This is a genomic window from Prauserella cavernicola, from assembly GCF_016595675.1.
GTDB classification, from domain to species: domain Bacteria; phylum Actinomycetota; class Actinomycetes; order Mycobacteriales; family Pseudonocardiaceae; genus Prauserella_A; species Prauserella_A cavernicola.
This window is the reverse complement of sequence record NZ_JAENJH010000012.1, coordinates 140195-163078: the sequence shown is the minus strand read 5'-3', so window position 1 is coordinate 163078 and position 22884 is coordinate 140195. Positions and strand designations below refer to the sequence as shown.

Here is a 22884-nt window from a genome sequence, read left to right as displayed (position 1 = left end):
CTTTAACCGGCACCGGGAATCCCCCGCAGAAGTCGCCGCAGGCCCTCGGCGTCGAGCAGGTCCACCGGGCGCACTGTGCGATCCGGGCGCACGTAGTGGAACGCGGCGCGCACCTGCTCCAGCGGCGCCCCGGACAGTCCAGCCCACGCCAGCCGGTACGCGGCGAGCTGCACGGACAGCGCGGGCAGTTTGCCGTCCTCGGGCACCGCCCCGGTCTTCCAGTCCACGACGGTCCAGCCGCCGTCGTCGTCGGCGAACACGGCGTCCATCCGGCCGCGCACGGTGACACCGTCGATGTCGGTGGAGAACGGCACCTCCACCTCGTGCGGCGTCCGGTGGCCCCACGAGCTGCGCTCGAACGCCTCCCGCAGCGCCTCCAGCTCGGCATCGGGCGCCTCACCGACGTCCGCGGCACCCGGCAGGTCGTCGAGCTCCAGCAGCCGCTCCCCCGCGAACCGGCGTTCGAGCCAGCCGTGGAACGCGGTGCCCCGGCGCGCGAACGCGTTGGGAGGGAAGGGCAACGGCCTGCGCAGCTTGCGGGCCAGCGCCTCGGGCTCACCCGCGAGCTCCACGAGCTGGCTCACCGACAGCTGTCCCGGCAGCGCCACCTGGTCGCCGCCGCCCGAGGCGCGTTCGCGCTCGGCCAGCAGCACGTCGGTGTCGGCGATCCAGCCGTCAGGGTCGTCGTCGGTGATGGGCAGGTCGAGCTCGTCGAGCGCGGCGAGCACCAGGTCGGCGCCCTCGCGCACCGACTCGCGCCGCGCGCCCAGCGGGTCCACCGGCCACAGCACCGAGCGCGTGGCGGTGACCAGCGGGTTCTCCTCCTCCTCGCCGGGCGCCTCGGCCCAGTGCACGACGGTGCCCACCCCCTCGGTCTCGGTGAGCACGTCCGCGATCTCGACGAGGAACTCCGACGGGCCCTTCGGTTTGGCGCTGCTCTCGTTCCACCAGTGCCCCGACGCCAGCAGGCAGTGCTCGGCGCGGGTCAGCGCGACGTAGCAGAGCCTGCGCTCCTCCTCGGCGTGCCGCGCGGCGAAGCGCTCCTCGTGCTCGGCGCAGACATCGAGCACCTCCTTGCGGTTCTCGTCGCCGTGCAGCCGCAGGTCGGGCAGGTCCTGCGAGTCGCCACGCAGCGGCGCGGGCAGCTCGGGCACGGTGCGCAGCCACGACGAGGAGCGCCGCCTGCCGGGGAAGGTGTCCTTGACCAGGTGCGGCACGGCCACGACCCGCCATTCGAGCCCCTTCGCCGAGTGCCCGGTGAGCACCTGCACGCGGTCGGCCACCACCTCGACCTCTCCCGGGGGCAGCCCGTCCTCGGCGTGTTCCGCCGTCGACAGATAGTCCACAAAGGACAACAGGGTGCCCGTGGGTGCGTGCTCGGCGTACTCGGTGACCACGTCGGCGAACGCGTCCAGGTGCGCGCGGCCCGCTCCGCCCGGCCGCGACAGCGCCTCGACGTCGAGCAGCATCGTGCGCTCCACGTCGGCCACCAGCTCCGGCAGCGGCTGGTCGAGCCTGCGGCGCAGCGCCCAGAGTTCCTTGCTGAGCCTGCGAATCCGCGCGAAGCCCTGCTCCGAGTAGCGGTCCGGCCCACCGGGGTCGTCGATCGCGTCGACGAGCCCGGCCTGCTCGGCCCGCTCCGCCACCAGCACGTCGTCGGCGGCGGAGAGCTCGCCCGCGCGCCGCCACAGCGCGCCGAGATCGGCGGCCGCGAGCCGCCAGCGAGCCCCGGTGAGCAGGCGCGCGGCCGCGGTTCCCGACAGTGGCTCGGCGAGCACCCGCAGCGTCGCGACCAGATCGGCCACCTCGGGCTCGTCGAGCAACCCGCCGAGGCCGACGACCTCCACCGGCAGCCCGCGCTCGCGCAGCGCCGCGGCGATCGGGGCCATGTCCGCGCGCCTGCGCACGAGCACCGCGGCCGTCGGCGGCGTGCCGGTCTCGTCGCGCTCGGCGAACCACGTCGAGGCCAGCTCGTCGGCCAGCCAGTCGCGCTCGGCGCGCACGTCGCCCAGCAGCGCGCACCGCACGTCGGCGGGACCCGCGCCGTCTCGAGCGCGCAGCTGCTGCACACCGAGTCCCTGCGCGCGCAACGGTTCCGCGATCGCGTTGGCCAGCGTCAGCACCTCGGGCGGGTTGCGAAAGCTCGTGAGCATCCCGTACTCGCGGGCGGGCAGCAGACCCTCGGCACCGTTGCGGGGGAAGTCGGTGGTGAAGCGCGGCAGGTTGGCCGCGCTCGCCCCGCGCCAGCCGTAGATCGCCTGCGCCGGATCCCCGACCGCCGTGACCGGCATCGGGTCAATGCCACCGAACAGCGAGCGCAGCAGCACGCGCTGCGCGTGGCCGGTGTCCTGGTACTCGTCCAGCAGCACCGCGCCGTAGCGGCCGCGCTCACCGGCCACCACCTCGGGCTGCGAGTCGGCGAGCGTGGCCGCCAGCGACATCTGGTCGGCGAAGTCGAGCGCGCCGTCGGCGCGTTTGCGTTGCTGGTAGGACTCGATCAACGGCAGCAGATCGAGCCGGAACCGTTGGGCCACCAGGATGTCGTTCAGCGCGACGGGCAGTGCGTCCCGCTGGCCCTTGGCGCGCGGCGCGTTCTCGACGATGCGGCAGAACCACGCCGTGAACTCCCGCAGCTTCGCCTCGTCGACGAGGTGCTCACCCAGCTCACCGGCCAGCCCGAGCAGCTGCGCGGTGACCGAGGCCGGCACGCGGTCGGTGTCCAGGTCACTGTCCCAGGTGGACACCACGCGGTGGGCCAGCTGCCACGACGCCGTCTCGGACAGCATGCGCACACCGGGCTGCACGGGCAGCCGCAGCCCGTGCTCGCCGAGCAGGCGGCCGGCATAGGCGTGGTAGGTCAGCACCGTCGGCTCGCTCGTCAGCACCGCCATCCGCCGCTCGCCGCCGGGGTCGATGCGCTCCAGCAGCCCGGAACCCGCGAGGCGGCGCAGCCTCGCGCGCACCCGCTCGGCGAGCTGGCGGGCCGCCTTGCGCGTGAACGTCAGGCCCAGCACCCGTTCCGGTGACACCAGCCCGTTGGCGACCAGCCACACCACGCGCGCCGCCATCGTCTCCGTCTTGCCCGCACCCGCGCCGGCCACGACCAGTGCGGGTTCGGCGGGTGCGGCGATCACGGCGGCCTGCTCGGGCGTGGGCGGGTGCAGGCCGAGCGCCGTGGCGATCTCGGCGGGACCGACCAGGGTCATGACGCCTCCGCGGGAGGACGTGCGTCGGTGCGGCTCATGGTCCCGTCACCTGCCTGCCCTCGGGGCGCACCGGGCACGCCGAGCGGCCGGGACAGCGGTCGCAGTCGGCGTTCTCCTGCGCCGGGTACTCCGGCCCCGCCGTGGCGGCAGCGGCCTGGCGGACCAGCTCGAGCCACTGCTTGCCGCCGTCGTCGTCGAGCGGGGGCTGGGTGCGCTGCGACGAACCGGTCTTGTTGTGCGCCTTGGCGACGTAGACGAGCTTCGCGCCGCCGGTCTGCTCGCCGTGCTCGGCGAACGCGCCCAGCAGCAGCGCCAGCTGGTAGGCCGCGAGCTGCGGATGCTTCTCGGCGTCGGCGGCGCTCACCGGCGTCTTGCTGGTCTTGACGTCGACGATCACCGGCCTGCCCTGATTGTCGAGCTCCAGCCGGTCGACCCGGCCCGCGAGCTTGACCCGCAGTTCGTCGGCCGCGGCGGGCAGCTCCACCTCCATGTCCCGCTCCACGGCCAGCTGGGTCAGCTCGCCCCTGCTGTTGCGCAGCCACGCCAGGAAGTTGTCCACCATCTGCTCGACCCTGCGCCGCTCGCGCCGGGAGAACCACGGCGCACCCGCGTCGACCTTCGCCCACGCCGAGTCCAGCTCCGCCTTGAGCTGCTCGTCGTCGGCCCCGCTCGCGGCCGCCTGCGCGAGCGCGTGCACGAGCGTGCCCGTGACCGCCGCGAGCTGGGCGGGATCACTGCCGCCGTGGCGTTCGAGCAGCCAGCGCAGGGGGCACTTCGCCAGAATGTCCACAGTGGATGGAGAGACGCGGATGAGCGCGTCGGCCGCGCGCAACGGCGCCGAGGTGCTGGCGTCCGGCAGTCCGTACCACTGGTCGGGGTGCGCGCCGGGCACTCCCGCGCGGGCGAGCCGCGAGAGCTGCCGCACGGCCACCTCCCTCCGGCGCGGCTCGGCGCCGGAGTCGCACGCCACGGAGCGCAGTTCGCCCACCAGCTCGGAGAGCACCAGCGAACGCTCGCGGGTGTAGCGGCGAACGTCGGGGCCCGCGTCGTCGCCCCCGTCGTCGAGCAACTCGGCGACGAAGCGTGACGGCTGCTCGTCCTCGCCCTGCACGGCGCTGACCAGCAGCATCCGGCTGGCTCTGCTGGCAGCGACGTAGAACAGCCTGCGCTCTTCGGCCAGCAGCGGCGCCGTCGCGGACAGGTGCACACCGTCCACTCCGGACAGCAGGTCGACGAGCCGTTCGACGCCCAGCAGTGTGCCCCGCAGCCGCAGGTCCGGCCAGCTGCCCTCCTGCGCGCCGACCACGGCCGCGACCGTCCACTCCCGGCCGGCGGCGCCGTGGGCCGTCAGCAGCGAGACGCCCTTGCCGCGCGCGGCGGTGGGCGCGAGGCTGTCGCCCGCGATGTGCTGCGAGGTGAGGTACTCGGCGAACCCGGCGACACTCGCCTTGGGCAACCTGTCGACATAACGACCCGCGGCGTGGAACAGCGCCACCACAGCGTCCAGGTCGCGGTCGGCCTGCGCGGCGAGCGAGCCACCCCGCGCGACCTGCCGCAGCAGCCGGTTCTCGAGCTTGCTGGTCTGCCACACCTGCCACAGCACGTCCTCGACGCCGAGGCCCCTGCCGACGCAGTCGCGCGCCGTGGCGAGCAGCCCACCGACCCGGCGCACCGGCGCGGCCTCGGCGTCGGCGAGCCCGGTGAGCATGTCGTTGTCCCGCAAGGCTTCCACGAGCAGCTCGTCGCTGGAGCGTTCGCCGCCCGAGGCCAGCTCCAGCCTCCGCAGTCCCCGGCGCAGCCTGCGCAGCGCGAGTGGGTCGGCCCCACCCAGCGGCGACGACAGCAGCATCTCGGCGAGGTCGACGTCGAGCGCCTCCGGCTCAGTCGACAGGCGCAGCACGGCCAGCAGCGGGCGCACGCCCGACTGGCGGGCCAGCGGCAGCTCCTCCGTCGCCGACGCGATCGGCACGCCCGCGGCGCCGAGAGCGCGCTGCAGCACGGGAAACGACCGCGACGGCGAGCGCACGATCACCGCCATCTCCGACCACGGCACCTCGTCGAGCAGGTGCGCGCGCCGCAGCTGGTCGGCGACCCAGCTGGCCTCCGCGGCGGGCGTGGGCAGGAGTTTGGCGCGCACCACGCCCTCGTCGTCGCTCGCGGGTTCGAGCGCGCGGTGCGGGCGGGCGCCGGGCAGGTTCGCGGCCACGCGGGTGACCGCGGCGTGCACGGCCTCGGTCATCCGGTGGCTGCGGGTGAGCGTGATCGTGCGGTCGCCATCGTCGTCCAGTTCCGTGAGCTGGCCGGGATCGGCGCCACGGAAGGAGAACACGGACTGGTCGGGATCGCCGGCCACCACGAAGTCGTCGGCGGCACCGCCGAGCAGGTGCACGAGCCGGAACTGCAGCGGGTCGAGGTGCTGGGCGTCGTCGACGAGCAGGTGCCGGATGCGCCGCTGCTCGCGCGCGAGCAGGTCGGGATCGCCTTCCAGCTCCACGAGCGCGCTGGACACGAGCTCGGCGGCGTCGAGCGCGGGTGCTCCGGGTTGCCCCAGCGCGTTGCCTCCCGAGCCGAGCAGAAGGGTGACCTCCTCGTACTGCCGCCAGAACCGGCCCGCGGCGACCCACTGCTCGCGCTGCTGCTGCTTGCCGAGCTTGATCAGGTCCTCGGGCCCGAGGCCGCGTTCGGCCGCGCGCAGCAGCAGATCGCGCAGCTCCTCCGCGAAGCCAGGGACGAGCAGCGCGGGCCTCAGTGTCTCCGGCCAGTCCGGCGCACCCTGCTCGAGATCACCGGCGAGGAGTTCGCGCACCACGACGTCCTGCTCCGGGCCCGACAGCAGCCGGGGCGCGGGCAGGTCGTTGAGCCCGGCCTGCAGGCGCAGCACCGCGAACGCGTACGAGTGCACCGTGCGCACCAACGGCTCGCGAATGGTGCGGCCACTGTGTTCGCCGTCGGCGGTGAGCCTGCGCGTGATGTCGGCGCGGACGGCGTCGGCCGCGCGGCGCGACGAGGTGAGCACGAGCAGGCTCTCCGGATCGGCTCCCTCGCGCACGCGCGCGGCGGCGATCGACGACAGCAGCGTGGTCTTGCCCGTGCCTGGTCCGCCGAGCACGCGCCGGAAGCCGCCGGGTGCGCCGAGCAACGCGGCCGCGTCCCCCGCCCACACGTGCGCGCGAGGGGGCTGAGCCTGCGAGCGCACCAGCCTCGCGTTCAGTCCACTCCTGCTCACGATCTGATGGAACCACGACGTACCGACGAAACCGCACAGCGCCACGGTGGATCACAGTTGACCAGGGCATCTGCCTAGAGTGGACGGCATGGACGAGGAGCTGCACGAGCGTGTGCGCGACATCGTCGCGTCGATCCCGCCGGGCTCGGTCGCGACCTACGGCGACGTGGCCGCGGCCGCGGACGCGAGCACGCCCCGGCTGATCGGGCGGATCCTCTCCGAGGACGGACAGGACGTGCCGTGGCACCGCGTGCTGCGCGCGAACGGAACTCCCGCGCCGCATCTGGTGCACCGGCAACTCGAACTGCTGCGCGCGGAGGGCGTGCTGGCCGACGGACAGCGGATCGATCTCAGGCGGTATCGCTGGCGCAATCCAGTAGGTTAGCCTCGCCTAATGACGACGGCCTCGCCTCAGCTGACCTACCGAGCGCTCCAGGTGACCGCGGTCAGGCGGCTCACGCCCCACATGGCCCGGATCACCTTCACCGGAGACCTCCACGACTTCGTCAGCGCGGCGCCGGACCAGTACGTCAAGGTGTTCTTCCCGCGGCCGGGCCAGGACCGGCCACAGCTGCCGCCCGCGGCGAGTTCCGACGTCATGTCCTGGTACCGCACCTACCTCGCGATGCCGGACGACGATCGTCCGCCGATGCGCACCTACACCGTGCGGGCGCACCGCCCCGACGACCTCGAGATCGACATCGACTTCGTGCTGCACGGCGACAGCGGCCCGGCGTCGGCGTGGGCCGGGCTCGCGACGGTGGGCAGCGAGGTGGCGCTGCTCGGGCCGCACGGGCTGTACGCGGTGCCCGAGGGCACGTCGTGGCAGCTGCTGGTCGGTGACGAGACGGCCGTGCCCGCGATCGGCGCGATCCTGGAGACGCTGCCCTCCGAGTCGTCGGCGCGGGTGTTCATCGAGGTCGACGACCCGGACGACCGGCAAGATTTCGCCACCGCCGCCGACGTCGAGATCCACTGGATCAGCCGCGGCGGCTCCCCGCACGGCCAGCCCGTGCTGGACGCCGTGCGCAGCGCGCGCCTGCCCACCGGACGACCGTACGCGTGGGTCTCGGGCGAGGCGGGAATGGTGAAATTCGCGCGCAGGCACCTGGTTCGCGAACGGGGCGTCGACAAGCGCGCGATCACCTTCACGGGCTACTGGCGCATCGGCCGCAGCGAAGAGGACACGGGCAGGGAGAACCTGCGCCAACTCGACAAGGGAGAACCGCCGCCGGAGGCGGAGGCGTAACCAACCCGCGCCGCCCGCGCCCGGGTCCGCGAGTCCCCCGCCGGGGCACGCGAGATGCCCGCCCAGGCACGCGAGTCCCCCGCCCCGGTTCGCGAGTTGCCCGTCCGGGACTGCGAGTTGCCCGTTCCGGCACACGACCCCGCCCGGGCACGCGAGTTGCCCGCCCCGGTCCGCGAGTCCCCCACTCCGGCATGCGAGTCCCTAACCCGGGACCGCGTGTTCACCGCCAACGCACGCGAGTCCCATTCCTGAGCGCGAGTTCCCCGCCCAAGTCCGCGGCGGCCCCGCTCGGCACTCGAGGCCACTCCCCGTTCGGTGAGCCATCTGCTCCGGGCTGCTCCGGGCTGGTCCGGGCGCGAATTCTCGCGCAGCTTGCGAATCCCGATCCCGAACCTTCGGTTCGAGCCGCCCGCTCCGAGCCGGGCATCGAACGGGCACTGCACCGGCGCCCCGTTCCGGAACCGCACCGCACAACTCGCGGCCCTGAGCGCGCAACTCGCGTTCGAGAGCGCACGGCTCGCGCCCCGGAGTGCAGGACTAGCGGCCCGCACCACACGACCGGCGCGCCCCGAGCGAGCCACTCACGCCCCCAGCGGGCAACTCACGCACCCGAGCGAGCAACTCACGCCCCCAGCGGGCAACTCAGGCACCCGAGCGAGCCACTCACGCCCCCAGCGGGCAACTCAGGCACCCGAGCGAGCCACTCACGCCCCCAGCGGGCAACTCAGGCACCCGAGCGAGCCACTCACGCCCCCAGCGGGCAACTCAGGCACCCGAACGCGCAACTCACGCCCCCAGCGGGCAACTCACGCACCCGGGCGGGCAACTCGCGCACCCCAGCGGGGGACTCGCGGCTCGGGCTTGCCGTGGGGCTACGCGCTCAGGTCTGCCGCCAGGAGTTTCACCAGGGCGCCCAGGCGTTGGCGGTCGGGTTGCCGCGTCGGGATGCCCAGCTCCGTCAGGGGCGCCGCCGTCACGGGACCGACGCAGGCGCACACCACATCCGCACCCAGCTTCGCCACGAACTCGGCGTGCACACCCCGTTCGCGCGCGAGCGTGAGCAGGTTCGCCGTCGCCGGGGCGCTCGTGAACGCCAGCGCGTCGACCTCACCCGCGAGCACCCCGTCGAGCAGCCGGTACGCGGGCTCGAGATCGGCGGGCCACTGCCAGCGATACGGCTGCAGTTCGACGACCTCCGCCCCGGCCGCGCGCAGCCGGTCCGTGAACTCCGGCAGCGGCTGGCCGTGCAGCTGCACCGCGACCCGCGACCCGCGCACGCCCTGGTCCAGCACGTGCTCGAACAGCTCGCGGTTGCTCTCCTCCGGCGCCGACCACCGCTCGGTCAGTCCCCTGCCCCGCACGGCGCCCTTGGCCTTCGGCCCTCGGACGTAGAGCCGCGCCGCCGCCAGCGTGTCGTGCAGCCGTTCCGCGAGGCCCCATTCCTCCGCAGCGTCGAACCAGCCCCGGAACCCTGCGCCCGTCGTCACCGCCGCGAGGTCGACGCCGTCGGCCACCACAACTTCGGTCGCGGAGCGCAGCCGCTCGTCGCCGGAGAGCGGCACGATCCGGATCGTCGGGGCGTGCCACACCGTGGCGCCGTGCCGTTCGAGCGCGCCGATGAACTCCTCCGCGCGCCGCTCGGCGGTGATACCGATGGTGACTCCGCCGAGATCACCCATAGAGCGCACCCATCCTCGCTACCGCTTCGGCCATCTGGTCCCGGAGCTCGGCGGGCTCGAGCACCTCGAGGTGCGGCCCGAAGTGCAGGAGCTGACCGAGCGCGGGCGGCCCCGGTTCCACCGGCAGCTCCGCTCGCGACCACCCGTCCTCGCCCGGTTCGCCGCCGCTCTCGCGCAGCGCCCGCGCTCCGACGGCTCCGAGGTAGAACGGTACGAGGTCCCTGCCCAGCGGCGAAAGCCGCACCAGCGCGACCGCGGCGAACAGCCTGCGTTCGAAGCGTTCCGACCACTGCCGCCAGTACTCGGCCAGGTCGAAACCGTCGGGACGGGCGAACTCTCCGTCGTCCGTGAGCTCGTCGATCCGGGAGACGCGGTAGGTCCGTTCGCTGCCCTCACACCGCGCCGCCAGGTACCAGTTGCCCGCCTTCAGCACGAGCCCGAGCGGTTCGAGCACACGGTCGACGGGGCTGTCGTCCCACCGCCGGTAGCGCACCCTGAGCCGCCGTGAGCGCCACACCGCGTCGGCCACCTCGGCCAGCCGGTCGAGTCGTTCGATGCCACGGTGCCAGCCGGGAACGTCGAGGTAGAACCGCTCCGCGACCTGCCCGGCCCTGGCGCGCAACTCCTCGGGCAGCGCGGCGTAGAGCTTCAGCTGCGCCGCTGCCAGCACGGTGCCCAGCCCCAGCTCGGCCGCCGCCACGGGCAGCCCGGCCAGCGCCAGCGAGCGCGCCTCCTCTTCACTCAGGCCGGTCAGCCGCGTCCGGTATCCGCCGACGAGCTGGTAACCACCCGCCCGGCCGCGGTCGGCGTACACGGGCACGCCGGCCTCGGTGAGGGCGTCGATGTCGCGGTACACGGTGCGCACCGAGACCTCCAGCTCGCTCGCCAGTTCGTCGGCCGTCATCCGGCCCCGGTTCTGCAACAACAGCAGCACCGACAACAACCTGCTCGCGCGCATGTCTCCGATTGTCGCTCACAAACCTGACAGAAGATGACAGGTTTGGGTGTGAAGCTCGAGCGCATGAATGACAACACCTTCACGATGCGCAGCTGGGACGAGCAGGTCGTGAGCGGCCCCGAGGACGGACCCCGCTACGCACACGCCCACGCCACCTTCGCCTACACGGGCCTCATCGAGGGCACGTCGAGCTGCGACTACCTGCTCTACTACGCCACGCCGGGTTACGACGACGGCAACGGGCAGTCCGCGCCGGGCTACGAACGGGTCGAGGGCAGCGTCGCCGGCCGCACCGGCAGCTTTCTGATCCGGCACGACGTACGTTATGGAGCGAACGGCATTTCCGACACGTGGTCCGTGGTGCCGGGCTCGGGCACCGGCGAGCTGGCCGGGCTCTCGGGCACCGGCACGGCGAGCGGCAGTTCGGAGACCGTGGACTACACGTTCGACTACTCGCTCAGCTGACCGAGGGGGCATCGTGCTCGACGTCGATCGCAGGCAGGTCCTCGCCTACCGGATCGCAGCGCACGGCCTGCACCGCGAGGTCGCCGACCCGGACCGGCTCGCCGTGTTCGACCTCGGCGTGCAGGACGTCACGAAGCGCGACACGGCCGTGCTCGCGCTCGTGGCGCGTCTGCCCGACGCCGCGCGGGCGCAGACGCTGCTCGACGACGCCGGTTTCACGCTCGGCTGGACCCACCGGGGCGCGCCGCACTACCACCGCAGCGCCGAGTTCCGCGCGCTCATCCCCGCACTGCTACCGCTGGACGACGCCGACGCGGAGGTCCGGATGTTGTGGCAGCGCAAGGAAATCGCGGCCGCGGGCCTGCCGGGCACGACGGTGCTCCACACGGCGGCGACGGCACTGCGCGACGTCGTCGGCGAGCCGATGACGAAGGGCGCGGCGAGCACCGAGGTCACCACCCGCATCCCCGAGGGGCTCTCGCGGTGGTGCCGGGGCTGTCAGGCCACGCACATCCACGAGCAGCTGATGCGGCTGGCGACGCCGATCGCGGGAATCAGGCTGGAGCCGGGCACGAGTCCGGCCACGCTCGCGCCGCTCGCGAAACGCCCGCGCATCCCGACAACGGCGGACGTGGCCGGCGCGACGCGGATCGTGCAGAGCTACCTGCGTCTGCACGGCCCCGCCACGGCGAGCGACGCGGCCGGGTTCGTGGGTACCACGCGCACGACGGTCGCCGACCGGCTGTGGCCTGCCGACCTCGCCGAGGTCACGGTGGACGGGCGCCCGGCCTTCCTGCCCGCCGAGCACCTGCCGGAGCTGGAGAACCCGCCGGAGCCAGCGTTCGTTCGGCTCCTGCCGCCGTGGGATCCGCTGCTGCAGGCCCGCGACCGCGCGGTGCTCGTGCCGGACAAGGCGCACCAGAAGGAACTGTGGAAGATCCTCGGCAACCCGGGCGCAATCCTGGCCGACGGGGAGATCGCGGGCTTCTGGCGCACCCGCTCGGCGGGCAAACGGCTGGAGTTCACGATGACGGAACTGTGGCCGCTCCCGACGTCGGCGCGCGCGGCGACGGAACAGGAAGCCGAGCGAGTAGCCCAAGCCCGCGAATACGGCGATCTCCGCATCACCTGGGCTTAGACCGCGGTGAAGGGCACCTTTACTGCGTTCAATGCAGTAAAGGTGCCCTTCACCGCGTTTGGACAGCGGGCGAGCTACGCGGCGTGGGAGGCGCGGAGCGCGTCGCGGTAGCGGCGCAGCACCAGGTCGATGATCGCCGGGTGCGCGCCGAGCGGCTCCGCGGTGACGTCAGCGCCCGCGGCGGCCACTCGACGCTGGAACAGCCCTGGCGCCAGCAGCCACGACGCCACCGCCACGCGCGAACGGTTCGCCGCCACACCGTTCGCTTCCGCGGAGTTCGCCCCAGTGGTGTCCCGCGGCGCGCTGCCCACGCACACTCTCCGCGTCACCGCGTTGTCCAAACGCGAGCTGCCCGCCCGCACACTGTCCGCCGCAGCCACTCGCTCGCCCCGCGTCTCCACTCCGATCGCCCACTCGCCGTCCGACCGCACGTCCGACACCACGTCCGCCACCGACGGGGTCGCCGTCGCCGCGTAGCCGACGCGCACGGGGGTGCGCAGCCGCCCGGCGAGGGCGTGCGCGGCGGCGGCCACGTCACCGAGCGCCCTGGAGTCGCTGGAGCCCGCCGCCGCGAGCACCACCGCGTCGCCGGGCCGGAAACCGGCCTCGCACAGACGGTCGTGCAGCGCGTCGAGCAGCTCCGGCGCGGGCCCGAACGCCTCCGCCACCACGACGTCGGTGTTACGGCTCGCCCTCACCTGGGCTGGGATGTCGACGCGCACGTGATAGCCGGACGCGAGGAAGGCGGGGACCACCACGGCTGGGCGGTCGACGGCGTCGAGCACCGTCGTCACGTCGGGTGCCCGCACGTCTGCGTAGGCGACCTCCACGTCGACTCCGCGCGCCCGCACTCCCGCGGCCAGCCGTTCGATCACCCTCGGCCCCGCCGGGTCGCGGGTCCCGTGGGCGGCGAGCACGATCACGCGAGTTCCTCCTCGGCGACGACGGCGAGCCGGTAGCCGCGCTTGACCACCGTCTGCACGAGCCTGCCTTCACCGAGCGACGTCCGCAGCCTCCCGATCGCCGTCTCCACCGCGTGCTCCTCCCCACCACTCGGCAGCGCCGCCGTGAGTTCACGCCGCGACACCACCCGGCCAGGCTGCCGCGCGAGCGCGCGCAGCACCGCCATCGGGGCGGGCGCCACCTCGCACAGTTCGCCGTCCACGACGGCGGCCTGACCGCGCAGCTCGATCTGCCTGCCCGCCGCGCACAGCCGGGGCGACCGCGCGATCAGTCCCTCGGCCACGGTGCGCGTGAGTGCGCCGATGCGGGCCCGCTGCGGCTGCACCGTGGGAACGCCCAGCGCAGCGAGCGGGCCCGCGGTGATCGGGCCGACGCACGCCACGAGTACGCGGTGCCCGAGCGCTTCGACCAGCGCGGCCTGCCTGCCGGTGCGCTTCGCCATCGCGAGCGTGCTGGCGACCGCGGGCGCACTGGTGAACGGCAGCGCGTCGATCGAGCCGTCCAGCACGGCGTCGATCAACCGGTCGAGCGGGCCGGGGTCGGTGGGCCCGACCCAGCGGTACACCGGGATCTCCACCACCTCGGCGCCTGCCGAGCGCAGCGAGTCGACGAAGTACGGCAGCGGTTCCCCGTGCAGCTGCACCGCGATCCGCTGACCGTCCACACCGGAGTCGAGCAGGTGCTGCAGCAGTTCCGCGTTGCTCTCCGAGGCTGGCGAGTACGCCTCCGACAGTCCCGCCGCGCGCACCGCTCCCTTCGCCTTCGGCCCGCGCGTGAGTACCTGCGTCGCGGCAAGCCGGTCCAGCAGTGCCTCGCCGAGTCCCCAGCCCTCGGCGGCCTCGACCCAGCCGCGGAAGCCGATGCCGGTGGTGGCCACCACCGCGTCGACGGGGTGTTCGAGCAGCAGTCTCGTGGCGGCGTGCAGTTCGGTGTCGTCGGCGAGCGGCACGATGCGGATCGCGGGGCCGTAGCGCACGGTCGCGCCCTTGCGCACCAGCAGCGCGCCGAGCTCGTCCGCCCGCCTGGCCGCGGTGATGCCCACCGCGAAGCCCGCGAGCGGCATCGGCTCGGTCACGACGAGCCCACGTGCACGACGCCGTCGATCACCCGCACCGGGTACGTCGCCACGCACACGGTGTCCCCGGTGTCCGCGTCGAGGCAGCGCCCGGTGCTCAGGTCGAACCGCTGTTTGTACACCGGTGAGGCCACCACGGGCACTCCCCCGGCGTCGCCGACGATCCCGCGCGAGAGCACGGCCGCCCCGCTGAACGGGTCCACGTTGGACAGACCGTGGAAGCGGTCGTCCTCGGTGCGGAAGATCGCCACCTGCGTGCCGTCGTCGAGCAGCGCCGCGACCCCGGACGCCCTCGGCACGGCCTCGGCCGCACACACCGCCACCCACGTCTGCTCCGCCATCGCGGTCATCGGCTCACCACCTCGGGAACACCCAGCAGCACGGGAACGGGCTGCTCCCGCTCGGTCCGGAAGGAGATCGTCGGGTCGGGCGTGCCCGGCGCGTTGACGAACGACGTGAACCGCGCCAGCTTCTCCGGGTCCTCGAGCACGCCCCGCCACTCGTCGCGGTAGTTCGCGACGTGCTCGGCCATCGCCTCCTCCAGCTCGGCGCAGATGCCGAGGCTGTCGTCGACGATCACCGCGCGCAGGTGGTCGAGCCCGCCGTCGAGCTCCTCCACCCACGGCGCCGTGCGCTGCAGCCGGTCGGCCGTGCGCACGTAGAACATCAGGAACCGGTCGATGATCCGGATCAGCGTCTCGGTATCCACATCGGACACCAGCAGGTCGGCGTGCCGGGGAATCGCGCCGCCGTTGCCGCCGACGTAGAGGTTCCAGCCCTGCTCGGTGGCGATGATGCCGAAGTCCTTGCTCCTGGCCTCGGCACACTCGCGGGCGCACCCGGACACCGCGGACTTGAGCTTGTGCGGCGAGCGCAGGCCGCGGTAGCGCAGCTCCAGCTCCACCGCGAGACCGACGCTGTCCTGCTGTCCGTAGCGGCACCACGTGGTGCCCACGCACGACTTCACGGTCCGCAGCGCCTTGCCGTAGGCGTGGCCCGACTCGAACCCGGCGTCCACGAGCCTGCGCCAGATCAGCGGCAACTGGTCGACGGTGGCGCCGAACAGGTCGATGCGCTGCCCGCCGGTGATCTTGGTGTAGAGCCCGAAGTCCTTGGCGACCTGGCCGATCACGATGAGCTTGTCGGGCGTGATCTCGCCGCCGGGGACGCGCGGCACCACCGAGTACGTGCCGTTGCGCTGCAGGTTGGCGAGGAAGCGGTCGTTGGTGTCCTGCAGTGTCACCTGCTCGCCGCCGAGGACGTGCCCGTTGCCGAGCGTGGCGAGGATCGAGGCCACCGCGGGCTTGCAGATCGCACAGCCCGCGCCGGTGCCGTGCCTGGCGATCAGCTCCGAGAACGTGGTGATGCGGGTGGCTCGGACGATCTCGAACAGCTCGGCGCGCGACTGCGCGAAGTGCTCGCACAGCGCCCTGGACTGTTCGACCCCGCAGGCGTCGAGGAGCTTGCCGAGCATCGGCACGCACGAGCCGCACGAGGTGCCGGCGCGCGTGCACGCCTTGATCGCGCCGACGCTGTCGCAGCCCTGGTCGGTGACGGCGTGGACGATCGCGCCCTTGGTGACGGCGTTGCACGAACAGATCTGCGCCTCGGCAGGCAGTGCGTCCACCCCGACGGCGGAGTCCCCCGCACCCGCGGGTGCGAGCAGCGCGGCGGGTTCGGCGGGCAGTGGGTTGCCGACGAGCGAGCGCAGCAGGTTGTACTCGCTCGCGTCGCCGACGAGCACGCCACCGAGCAGCGTCGTGGCGTCGTCGGACACCACGAGCTTCTGGTAGGTACCGCGCACGGCGTCGTTGAACGCCACCTCCAGCGCGCCGTCGGTGGTGGCGTGGGCGTCGCCGAAGCTCGCCACGTCGACGCCCATCAGCTTGAGCTTGGTGGACGTGTCGGCCCCGGGGAACGACGCCGGGGTGCCGAGCAGCGTCGCCGCCGCGACCTCGGCCATCGAGTAACCGGGCGCCACCAGGCCGTACACCCGGCCCTCCAGCGCGGCGCACTCGCCGATCGCGAAGACGTCGGGGTCGCTCGTGCGGCACGTGGCGTCCACCAGCACGCCGCCGCGCTCACCGACGTCGAGGCCGCAGTCGCGAGCCAGGTCGTCGCGCGGCCGCACCCCGGCGGAGAACACGAGCAGGTCGACGTCGAGTTCGGTGCCGTTGCCGAGCTTGGCGACGAGCCTGCCGCGGTCGGCTTCCACCGCGTCGGTGGACGTGCCGGTGTGCACGGTGACGTCGAGCTCGGTGATGAGCGAGCGCAACAGGCTGCCGCCGCCCTCGTCCACCTGCAGCGGCATGAGCCGGGGCGCCAGCTCCACCACGTGCGGCGAGAGTCCCATGTCCCGCAACGCCTTCGCGGCCTCGAGTCCGAGCAGGCCACCGCCGACCACCGCGGCGGCGGCCCTGCCCCTGCCGTCCGTCGCACGCTCAACGGCGGCCCTGATGTCGTCGAGGTCGGTGATTGTCCGGTACACGAAGCACCCTGGCAGGTCGCGGCCCGGCACCGGCGGCACGAACGGCCTCGACCCGGTGGCCAGCACCAGCGCGTCGTAGTCCTGGGTGAACCCGCTCGCGGTCGTGACGCGCTTGGCTGCCCGGTCCACCGACACCACCGGGTCGCCGAGCCGCAGTTCGACGTGCTCGTCACCGGAATAGGTGCAGCCGGGCAACGCGAGGCGCTCAGCGTCCCAGTCGTCCACATAGGACGTGAGTGCGACCCGGTCGTAGGCGGGCCTGCTCTCCTCGCCGAGCACGACGATCCGCCACGTCCCGTCGACGTCGTCGGAGCGGACGGCCTCCACCAGACGGTGGGCCACCATCCCGTGCCCCACGACGACCAACGTTCGATTCATGGACCAACCTCCGTAGAAACCGTCCCCATGCTCGCCAGGGCTCGTATCCGGTGCGCTTCTGCGACGTTGCGGCGCGGTAACCAAAAGCTCCCCTCGCAGGTCAGGAGTGCGTCAGATCCCAGCGCCCGCGAGCGCCGTCCGCTGCTCGTTCGCGGCGCGCACGATCGGCCCGCGCAGGTAGACGGCCCACGTCGTGACGAAGCACAGCCCGTAGAACACGAGGAACGACACGAACGCGGGCACGCCGCTGCCGGTGCTCGTGAACGCCGAGCGGAACGCGAGGTTGATGAACAGCCCGCCGAGCGCGCCGATCGCGCCCGCGATGCCGATGAGCGCGCCGGAGAGCCTGCGTGCCCTCCGCAGTGCGGTCTCCTGGGCCTCGCCGCCCGCGATCGCGGTGAGCGCCTTGGTGCGAAAGATCGCGGGGATCATCTTGTACGTCGAGCCGTTGCCGACGCCGGAGAACACGAACAGCCCGATGAAGCCGGTCATGAACAGCGGCAGCGAGTCCGAGGTGGAGGCCAGGATGCACAGCACGGTGGCCGCGGCCATCCCGAGGAACGTCCAGAGCGTCACCTTCGCTCCGCCGAGCCGGTCGGCCAGCCAGCCGCCGACGGGCCGGATCAGCGAACCGAGCAGCGCGCCGATGAACGTCACCTGCGCGGCCTGCAGCGGGCTGCGGTCGAACTGGTTCTGCAGCACGAGACCGAACGCGAAGCTGTAGCCGATGAACGAGCCGAACGTGCCGATGTAGAGAAACGACATCACGTAGGAGTGCTTGTCGCGCAGCACCTCGCGCATCGCGTTGCCCTCTGTGCGCACGTCGGCGATGTTGTCCATGAACAGCGCGGCGCACGTCATCGCGACGACGATCAGCGGGAGGTAGAGGTAGAAGATGATCTGCGGTGCCGACGGGCCCGCGATGCTGATCACCAGCAGTCCGACGATCTGGATCGCGGCCACGCCGAGGTTTCCGCCACCCGCGTTGAGACCGAGCGCGGCGCCCTTGAGCCGCTCGGGGAAGAACGAGTTGATGTTGGTCATCGACGACGCGAAGTTGCCGCCGCCGACGCCGCCGATGGCCGCGACGAGCAGGAACACCCACAGCGGCACGCCCGGCCGCAGGACCACCGCGGCCAGGATCGTGGGCACCAGCAACAGTCCCGCACTGATGATCGTCCAGTTGCGACCGCCGAACTTCGCCACAGCCAGCGTGTACGGAATGCGCAGGAACCCGCCGACCAGCGACGGCGTGGAGACGAGCAGGAACTTGTCCGCCGGCGAGAACCCGTACTCGGGGCCCATGAAGAGCACGAGAACCGACCAGAGCGTCCAGATCGAGAACCCGATGTGCTCGGCCAGGACCGAGAACCAGAGGTTGCGGCTCGCGATCTTCTTTCCGCCGTTGTCCCAGAACGCGGTGTCCTCGGGATCCCAGTGCTCGATCCACCGCTTGCCGGGGCGCCTCGGGGTCGTCGCTGAGGTCATGGTGTCACTCCTGTCGATCGGGCCGGGAGGCCTGCTGAAAGCGAAGGGCGCGGCGAGTGCTCAGGCCGTGCTCGCGAGCCAGTCGGCGATGCCGCGGACGGTGTCGGCGCAGCCGCCGCACCCGGTGCCCGCTCTGGTCGCGGTGGTGAGCTGCTCCGCGGAGGCCGCTCCGGCACGCCAGGCGTCCACGAGCTGGCCCTTGGTGACGGAGTTGCAGCGGCAGACCGTGGTGGCGGCGGGCAGGTCGGCGGGGCTCGCCGCGGCGGGGGCGGCCGAGGGCAGTGCCCTGCCGAGCAGGAGCCCGAGCCGGTCGCCCGGCGCGGGCGAGCCGCGGTCGTGGAGCTGGGTGATCGTGGCCGCGGCATCGGGAAGGCCGAGCACGATCGCGCCGGTCACGCGGTCGTCGCGCAGCACGAGCTTGGCGTAGCGCCCGCGGGCGGGATCGTCGACGCACAGCACCTCGGCGTCGGGATCTCCGGTCTCCACGTGGGTCTCGCCGAGCGCGGCGAGGTCGATGCCGCGTGCCTTGAGCCGCGTGACCACGGACGTGCCCCGGTAGCGTGCCGAGGGATCGCTGCCGGTGAGCAGGTCGGCGAGCACGCCTGCTTGCTCCCACGCGGGCTGCACGAGCCCGGACACCGTTCCCGGATGCTGCGCGCAGTCGCCGATCGCGTGCACCCGGCCGTCGCTGGTGCGCAACGCGTCGTCCACCACGATCCCGCGGTCGACGGCGATGCCCGCGGCCGAGGCGAGTGCGGTCTCGGCGCGCACACCAGCCGACACCACCACCAGGTCCGCGTCGACGTGACTACCGTCGTCGAGCTTGAGCCCGTCGCCCGGCAGGTACTTCGCGGCGGTGCGGCCGAGCCGGAAGTCGATGCCGAACTCGCCGAGTGCGCGCGCGAGCACCCGTCCGGCGCCCGCGTCGAGCTGACGTTCCAGCACGTGCTCCGCCGGGTGCACGACCGTGACGAGGTTGCCGCGTCCGGCGAGACCGCGCGCGGCCTCGAGCCCGAGCAGCCCACCGCCGAGCACGGCGACGGGCGCACCGACGCGGGCCGCGTCGAGGATGCGCTCGCAGTCGCCCAGCGAACGAAACGTCACCGCGCCCTCGGCGAGCTCGCCGTGCTCGCCCGTCAGTCCCTCGACCGGCGGCAGCCACGGCGTGCTGCCGGTGGCGAAGACGAGCGCGTCGTAGCCGACGCTCGTGCCGTCGTCGAGCGCGACCGTTCGTGCGGCGCGGTCGATTCCGAGTGCCGCGACGCCGAGTCGCAGGTCGATGCCGTGCCGCCGCGCCCACTGCTCGTCGTGCAAACGCACGCTGTCCGGTCGCATCGATCCGGCGACCACGGCCGAGAGCAGCACGCGGTTGTAGGCGTGGTGCGGCTCGTCCCCGATCACCGTGAGCCGCACGCGCTCGGCACCGGGATCACGGCGGCGGATCTCGTCGGCCAGCCGGGCGCCCGCCATTCCGTACCCGAGCACCACCACCTCGCGAGGGCTCATGCGGCACCGTCCTCTGTGGTCATCCGGACGGCACAGACCTTGAACTCCGGCATCCGGCTGGTGGGATCGAGCGCGGGGTTGGTCAGCAGGTTCGCCCGCTGGTCCCCGGGGAAGTGGAAGGGCAGGAAGACCACGTCGGTGCGCATCGAGGCGACGCAGTGCACCCGCGCCGTGGTGGCGCCGCGCCGCGAGGTGACCCGTGCGAGGTCGCCGTCCGCGAGCCCGGACCGCGCGGCGGTGTCGGGGTGCACCTCGACGTAGGCCTCCGGCACGGAGTCGGCGAGCTCGGCGATCGCCCGGGTCTGCGCGCCGGACTGGTAGTGCTGCAGCACCCGGCCGGTGGTGGCCAGCAACGGATAGTCGGCGTCCGGAGGCTCGGCGGGACCCTTGTGCTCCACCGGCTGGAAACGCGCACGCCCGTCGGCGTGGGCGAAACGGTCGAGGAACAGCCGCGGCGTGCCGGGATGCGCCTCGTCCGGCACCGGCCAGTGCAGCGCCTCGCCGTCGCGCAGCCGGGCGTAGCTGACGCCGGAGTAGTCGGCGGGTCCGCCCGCGGAGGCGGCGCGCAGCTCGGTGAACACGGTCTCGGCATCGGCGGGAAAACGCCCGTCGGGCTGGCCGAGCCTGGCCGCGAGCCCGGACAGCACGTCGAGGTCGGTACGGACCCCTTCGGGTGCCCGAACCGCCTTGCGGCGCAACAGGATCCGGCCTTCGAGGTTGGTCATCGTGCCGTCCTCCTCGGCCCACTGCGTCACCGGCAGCACCACGTCGGCCAGTGCCGAGGTCTCCGAGAGCACCAGGTCGGCGGTGACGAGCAGGTCCAGCGACGACAGCCGCTCGGCGACACGGCGGGAGTCTGGCGCGGAGACGGCCACGTTGCTGCCGAACACGAGCAGCGCCTTCGGCCCGTCGTCGGTGCCGAGCGCGTCGAGCAGCTCGTAGGCGGAGCGCCCCGGCCCCGGCAGCGTGTCCGCGGGCACGCCCCACACCCTCGCGACGTGCTCACGGGCCACCGGGTCGGTGATCGCGCGGTATCCGGGCAGCTGGTCGGCCTTCTGGCCGTGCTCGCGACCGCCCTGGCCGTTGCCCTGACCGGTGAGGCAGCCGTAGCCCGAGCCCGCACGGCCGGGCAGGCCGAGGGCGAGTGCGAGGTTGATCCACGCGCTCACCGTGGCCACGCCGGTGGCGTGCTGTTCGGCTCCGCGCGCGGTGAGCACGTAGGCATTGCGGGCACCGGCGAGCAGCGCGGCCACGCGGCGCTGGTCGGCCGCCGCGACCCCGGTGATGCGCTCGACGTGCTCGGGCCAGTACCCGGCCACGATCCGCCACACCGCGTCGAACCCGCTCGTCCGTTGATCCAGATAGGACTGATCGAGCAACCCGTCGGCCACGACAGCGTGCAGGATTCCCAGAGCCAGCGCCAGATCCGTGCCCGGCGCGGGGGCCAGGTGCAGGTTCGCCTGCTCCGCCGTCGGCGTGCGCCGGGGGTCCACCACCACGAGCCCGCCCGCGGCCGCGGCACCGCGCAGGTGCTGTCCGAACGGCGGCATCGTCTCGGCGGGGTTGGCGCCGACCAGCACCACGGCGTCGGCGTCGGCGAGATCGGTGAGCGGAAATGGCAGACCGCGATCGAGCCCGAACGCCTTGGTGCCCGCCGCCGCGGCCGACGACATGCAGAACCGGCCGTTGTAGTCGATCTGGGACGTGCCCAGTGCGACGCGGGCGAACTTGCCGAGCAGGTAGCTCTTCTCGTTGGTCAGCCCGCCGCCACCGAAGACGGCGACCGAGTCGGCACCGTGCTCGGCCCGCAGTCGCGCGAGCCTGCTCGCGACCAGGTCGAGTGCGTTGTCCCAGCTCGCCGGGCGCAGCTCGCCGTCGACCCGGACGAGCGGTGTGGTCAGGCGCGCCGGAGACCCCAGCAGTGCGGCCGAGGTCCAGCCCTTCTGGCACAGCCCTCCCGCGTTGGTGGGAAACGCGCGCGGCGCGACCTCGGCCGTGCCGCTCACCGTCATGCCGCACTGGAGTGCGCAGTAGGGGCAGTGCGTGTCGGTCTGGGTCCGCGTGTCGGACGGGGTGGTGGACTCGGCCGTCAGCGTCACCGGGCACCTCCTGCTGCTCGCCGGAAGGCCCGACGGTAGGTAGCCCGTGTTACTCGGAAACTCCCCGATGTTTCAGGCGTGCGACATTGCCCGCGCAGCGCTCACGACATCCGGTGAAGCCTCAGACGAACTCGCTCACCTCGCTGGCCGCCGCACGCAGTCCGTCGAGGGCGGAGGCGGTCGAGCGCGGGTGCAGTGCGTTGAAGGCCAGGCGGAACAGGGCCGCACGCAACAACAACTGGGGCCATTCCGGCAGGTGCGACCAGCGGCGCAGGAGCTCGCCGTCCGCACCGCCCCAGGCGATGGCGTCCACCGCGGCCACGGCGGCGCCCCATTCGGCGGGCCGGAAGTGCGGGACGAAGTCGACGAGCCCGGGTGGGGCGTCGCCGTCGAAGAGGATGGTGCCGAACAGCTCCGCGTGCACGAGCTGGTCGGGAAGGTTCACGGGCCTGCGCGCGGGGGCCAGGATCTCGAACCAGCGCCCGCCCTTGGTCTCGTCGAGTTCGATGTCCTGCTCTTCCCAGGCGATGCGCTCGGCGATGGCGGAGACGTCCTGGCGGCGGGAGAGGAAGTCGGGGCGCGGCAGGCCCGAGGTGGCGCTGTGCAGCTTGACGGCGGTGAGGACGACGGCGTCGGGCCGGTCCTCCGGCGTTCCGGTGACGTGCCGGCTGGCGCTCCAGCCTGCGATGACCCACCGTCCGTCGGTGGTGCGCAGCGGCTTGGCGAGCCGGAGATCGGGGATGTCGATGGCGGCGAAGGTGCGGGCGAGCCACACGGCGTGGGCTCTGTCGCTGACCTGTCTCAGCACGATGTCGCCGCTCAGCCAGGCATTGCCCTCCCCTGGCAGCGGTTCGGCGTCGGAATGGCTCACGCCGAACGCCGTGCACACGTGCGCAGGCGGGGGTTCGCGCGTAGGAGCCACAGCGATCGACGTTACCGCGACCACACCCGGCCGGGGGGTAGCCA

At 72.9% G+C, this 22884-nt stretch carries 16 protein-coding genes; 4 read left to right on the top strand and 12 right to left on the bottom strand.

The window, feature by feature from the left end; translation table 11 throughout:
- Positions 1 to 2 precede the first annotated feature (2 nt).
- Positions 3 to 3206: an ATP-dependent helicase gene (locus tag JHE00_RS31930; protein WP_200325396.1), complete on the bottom strand. Its 3204-nt coding sequence runs from the start codon at positions 3204 to 3206 to the stop codon at positions 3 to 5.
- Between the two features lie 34 nt (positions 3207 to 3240).
- Positions 3241 to 6432: an ATP-dependent helicase gene (locus JHE00_RS31925; protein ID WP_372440521.1), complete on the bottom strand. Its 3192-nt coding sequence runs from the start codon at positions 6430 to 6432 to the stop codon at positions 3241 to 3243.
- Between the two features lie 88 nt (positions 6433 to 6520).
- Here JHE00_RS31925 and JHE00_RS31920 point away from each other — a divergent pair, with 88 nt between their 5' ends.
- Positions 6521 to 6817 carry an MGMT family protein gene (locus JHE00_RS31920; RefSeq protein WP_200325394.1) on the top strand — a complete coding sequence of 99 codons (297 nt, stop codon included), beginning with the start codon at positions 6521 to 6523 and terminating at the stop codon, positions 6815 to 6817.
- Positions 6818 to 6826: 9 nt separating this feature from the next.
- Positions 6827 to 7681: a siderophore-interacting protein gene (locus JHE00_RS31915; RefSeq protein ID WP_200325392.1), complete on the top strand. Its 855-nt coding sequence runs from the start codon at positions 6827 to 6829 to the stop codon at positions 7679 to 7681.
- Positions 7682 to 8553: 872 nt separating this feature from the next.
- On the opposite strand, the gene JHE00_RS31910 is transcribed toward JHE00_RS31915, so the two are convergent.
- Complete coding sequence (locus JHE00_RS31910; protein WP_200325390.1) at positions 8554 to 9360, bottom strand: uroporphyrinogen-III synthase; 807 nt, start codon at positions 9358 to 9360, stop codon at positions 8554 to 8556.
- On the bottom strand, positions 9353 to 10318 hold the full coding sequence (locus JHE00_RS31905; protein ID WP_200325388.1) for a helix-turn-helix transcriptional regulator: 966 nt from the start codon (positions 10316 to 10318) through the stop codon (positions 9353 to 9355). Before JHE00_RS31905 ends, JHE00_RS31910 begins: the two co-directional genes overlap by 8 nt.
- A gap of 63 nt (positions 10319 to 10381) precedes the next feature.
- On the opposite strand from JHE00_RS31905, the gene JHE00_RS31900 reads away from it, so the two are divergent.
- Complete coding sequence (locus JHE00_RS31900) at positions 10382 to 10783, top strand: DUF3224 domain-containing protein (protein ID WP_200325386.1); 402 nt, start codon at positions 10382 to 10384, stop codon at positions 10781 to 10783.
- A gap of 13 nt (positions 10784 to 10796) precedes the next feature.
- Entirely contained in the window at positions 10797 to 11921 is a 1125-nt protein-coding gene (locus JHE00_RS31895) for a winged helix DNA-binding domain-containing protein (protein ID WP_200325384.1), read from the top strand.
- Between the two features lie 74 nt (positions 11922 to 11995).
- On the opposite strand, the gene JHE00_RS31890 is transcribed toward JHE00_RS31895, so the two are convergent.
- The 8 genes from JHE00_RS31890 to JHE00_RS31855 all read right to left on the bottom strand — a co-directional run bounded on the left by JHE00_RS31890 (position 11996) and on the right by JHE00_RS31855 (position 22840).
- Positions 11996 to 12844, bottom strand: coding sequence for a sirohydrochlorin chelatase (locus JHE00_RS31890; protein ID WP_200325382.1), 849 nt, complete (start codon positions 12842 to 12844; stop codon positions 11996 to 11998).
- Entirely contained in the window at positions 12841 to 13959 is a 1119-nt protein-coding gene (locus tag JHE00_RS31885) for a uroporphyrinogen-III synthase (RefSeq protein ID WP_200325380.1), read from the bottom strand. Before JHE00_RS31885 ends, JHE00_RS31890 begins: the two co-directional genes overlap by 4 nt.
- Positions 13956 to 14309: a nitrite reductase small subunit NirD gene (gene nirD / locus JHE00_RS31880; protein ID WP_200325378.1), complete on the bottom strand. Its 354-nt coding sequence runs from the start codon at positions 14307 to 14309 to the stop codon at positions 13956 to 13958. Before nirD ends, JHE00_RS31885 begins: the two co-directional genes overlap by 4 nt.
- Entirely contained in the window at positions 14306 to 16825 is a 2520-nt protein-coding gene (gene nirB / locus JHE00_RS31875; protein WP_200325376.1) for a nitrite reductase large subunit NirB, read from the bottom strand. The genes nirD and nirB overlap by 4 nt, the downstream gene beginning before the upstream one ends.
- 111 nt (positions 16826 to 16936) lie before the next feature.
- Positions 16937 to 18313 carry a nitrate/nitrite transporter gene (locus tag JHE00_RS31870; RefSeq protein ID WP_200325374.1) on the bottom strand — a complete coding sequence of 459 codons (1377 nt, stop codon included), beginning with the start codon at positions 18311 to 18313 and terminating at the stop codon, positions 16937 to 16939.
- A gap of 60 nt (positions 18314 to 18373) precedes the next feature.
- The gene (locus tag JHE00_RS31865) at positions 18374 to 19819 is read right to left on the bottom strand and encodes an FAD-dependent oxidoreductase (RefSeq protein WP_200325372.1); all 1446 of its coding nucleotides are present in this window, start codon (positions 19817 to 19819) and stop codon (positions 18374 to 18376) included.
- Positions 19816 to 21831 (bottom strand): molybdopterin oxidoreductase family protein, encoded by a 2016-nt coding sequence (locus JHE00_RS31860; protein ID WP_200325535.1) that lies wholly within the window; start codon positions 21829 to 21831, stop codon positions 19816 to 19818. The genes JHE00_RS31865 and JHE00_RS31860 overlap by 4 nt, the downstream gene beginning before the upstream one ends.
- Before the next feature lie 208 nt (positions 21832 to 22039).
- Positions 22040 to 22840, bottom strand: a complete 801-nt coding sequence (locus JHE00_RS31855) for a TIGR02569 family protein (RefSeq protein ID WP_200325369.1) — start codon at positions 22838 to 22840, stop codon at positions 22040 to 22042.
- Between the last annotated feature and the right edge of the window lie 44 nt (positions 22841 to 22884).

What these genes read in the sequence shown, in the direction of transcription:
- JHE00_RS31930 (WP_200325396.1), bottom strand. Translation starts at nt 3,206, where the DNA reads ATGACCCTGGTCGGTCCCGCCGAGATCGCCACGGCGCTCGGCCTGCAC.
- JHE00_RS31920 (WP_200325394.1), top strand. Translation starts at nt 6,521, where the DNA reads ATGGACGAGGAGCTGCACGAGCGTGTGCGCGACATCGTCGCGTCGATC.
- JHE00_RS31915 (WP_200325392.1), top strand. Translation starts at nt 6,827, where the DNA reads ATGACGACGGCCTCGCCTCAGCTGACCTACCGAGCGCTCCAGGTGACC.
- JHE00_RS31910 (WP_200325390.1), bottom strand. Translation starts at nt 9,360, where the DNA reads ATGGGTGATCTCGGCGGAGTCACCATCGGTATCACCGCCGAGCGGCGC.
- JHE00_RS31905 (WP_200325388.1), bottom strand. Translation starts at nt 10,318, where the DNA reads ATGCGCGCGAGCAGGTTGTTGTCGGTGCTGCTGTTGTTGCAGAACCGG.
- JHE00_RS31900 (WP_200325386.1), top strand. Translation starts at nt 10,382, where the DNA reads ATGAATGACAACACCTTCACGATGCGCAGCTGGGACGAGCAGGTCGTG.
- nirD (WP_200325378.1), bottom strand. Translation starts at nt 14,309, where the DNA reads ATGACCGCGATGGCGGAGCAGACGTGGGTGGCGGTGTGTGCGGCCGAG.
- nirB (WP_200325376.1), bottom strand. Translation starts at nt 16,825, where the DNA reads ATGAATCGAACGTTGGTCGTCGTGGGGCACGGGATGGTGGCCCACCGT.
- JHE00_RS31870 (WP_200325374.1), bottom strand. Translation starts at nt 18,313, where the DNA reads ATGACCTCAGCGACGACCCCGAGGCGCCCCGGCAAGCGGTGGATCGAG.
- JHE00_RS31865 (WP_200325372.1), bottom strand. Translation starts at nt 19,819, where the DNA reads ATGAGCCCTCGCGAGGTGGTGGTGCTCGGGTACGGAATGGCGGGCGCC.
- JHE00_RS31860 (WP_200325535.1), bottom strand. Translation starts at nt 21,831, where the DNA reads ATGACGGTGAGCGGCACGGCCGAGGTCGCGCCGCGCGCGTTTCCCACC.